Here is a 1727-nt window from a genome sequence, read left to right on the forward strand (position 1 = left end):
TTTATCTATTTTAAGGGTTATTTGTAATAGTCTTCGCCACGGATATTGTCATGGCTGGGCATTGGCAGTTCATCGGCAAAGAGGCTTTCGGGGTACTGGTCCATATTCTTCTCCAATATCATCTGTATGGTCTTGTAGGAGTAGATACCAAAGCCCAGGGCCCTTCTACAGGCATTGGTCAAACGTTCGTTTCCCGCTTTCTTGGCAAAGCCAAGGATGCCCACACATGATCTGTAGGCCTGCTCTGGGTGTTGCTTGCGTTCCAGTACCTTTAGGATATAGAGCCTCACGTCGTCATGGATACTGGTGGCCCATTCCAGGAAACGCTCTGGTGTCCAATCGGTAACGAACCTGTGGGTGGTGGCCATATGCTCCCTGTCGGTGGTATAGTTGTAGGGGCTTTTCATCCGCTTGTGCATGGCAATCCGCTCGTAATGATAGAATACCTCCACGTTTGAGCTGCTGTACATGATCTTGACCTTTTTACCGATAAAGCGGAATGGTACGCTGTAATAATGTTTGTCCACCCCTAGGTTTACATGCCCGTTCTTCATAACAGTGGCGTAGTGCTGCTTTTTGAAGGCATAGCGCAGTACCGGAAGAGGGTTCAGTGCCTCCCGTTCGATCTCTTCGAACTGTAGCCTCCTGCTATAGTTGCGACCTTTCAAAAGTTGGGTGTTATGGGATTCCAGCGCCTCCAGTATGGCCGAATTAAGTTCGGCCAGCGAATGGAATACCTGTTTGTTCAATGGGGCATAGATGCGGCCATAGACTATCTTTACCGCTCCCTCCACCAATGCCTTGTCCCTTGGGCGGTATGCCCTGGCCGGCAGGATCGTTGTTCCATAGTGGTCTGCGAAGTCGGCAAAGGTATCGTTCAGGGTAGGCTCGTAGCGGTTGCTCTTGGTAACGGCCGCCCTGAGGTTATCCGGTACGATGGCTGCCGGAACACCGCCAAGATAATGGAGCGTGTTCTCGCAGGCCGAGATGAAGTCCTCTTTCTGCTGGCTCATGACCGCTTCAACATAGGTGAGCTGGCTGGCGGCCAGGATGGCAACGAATACTTCCACCTCGGTTACCTCGCCGGTATCTTTATCTACGATGGTAAGTTTCTGGCCGGCAAAATCGATGAAGTGCTTATCACCCGCTTTATGGTCCAGGTGCATCACGGGGTTTACCCTGTTCTTCCACTGGTTGTAGTAGAAACAGAACTGGGTATACTGGAAGCCATCTGGAAACTCCTTCATATAGGCCTCCCATAGCATCATACGGCTGACCCCGGTCCGCTTTAGCTCACGGTCGATGCTGGGAAAACAACGTTGAAGGGCCATTAACCGGTTATTGGGGGCGTGCTCACGGCTCTTGCCGAAGAAATCATCCAGTTCCTTGTCGTTAAGCGCATCGATCTGCTCGAAACTACATCCGCTGGAACTGAAGGCCCTTAAATAAACTTTGACCGTATTACGGGAAACACCGGTATGGGTAGCTATAGAAAGCTTGCTACGCCCTTGGGTATACATTCTGAGTATCTGTCTTATCTTGCTCATGCTTATAGTGGAATTGGCCATTTCGATGGATTATATATCCGTCAAAAGTAGGCTTGCCGCTATAGCATTTAGGCATCGTTCCAGCTGGTCAATTTCCTCCGAAATCAAGTGGTCAATTTCAAGCGGAATAGGTGGTCAGTTTAAACCGAAATGGGGTGGTCAGTTTCACCGAAATCTCCA

At 50.0% G+C, this 1727-nt stretch carries 2 protein-coding genes; one reads left to right on the plus strand and one right to left on the minus strand.

What is annotated here, in order from left to right; genetic code table 11:
* Window positions 1–17 precede the first annotated feature (17 nt).
* On the minus strand, window positions 18–1547 hold the full coding sequence (gene istA, locus WG904_RS19560; protein WP_339581044.1) for an IS21 family transposase: 1530 nt from the start codon (window positions 1545–1547) through the stop codon (window positions 18–20).
* Between istA and WG904_RS19565 the strand changes: the two genes are divergently transcribed.
* Window positions 1546–1727 (plus strand): hypothetical protein (locus tag WG904_RS19565; protein WP_339581045.1); only part of this gene is annotated, 182 nt, incomplete at its 3' end. The two genes, istA and WG904_RS19565, sit on opposite strands and share 2 nt — an antisense overlap.

Origin of the sequence: Pedobacter anseongensis (genome assembly GCF_037482965.1) — a bacterium.
Taxonomy (GTDB): Bacteria; Bacteroidota; Bacteroidia; order Sphingobacteriales; family Sphingobacteriaceae; genus Pedobacter; species Pedobacter anseongensis.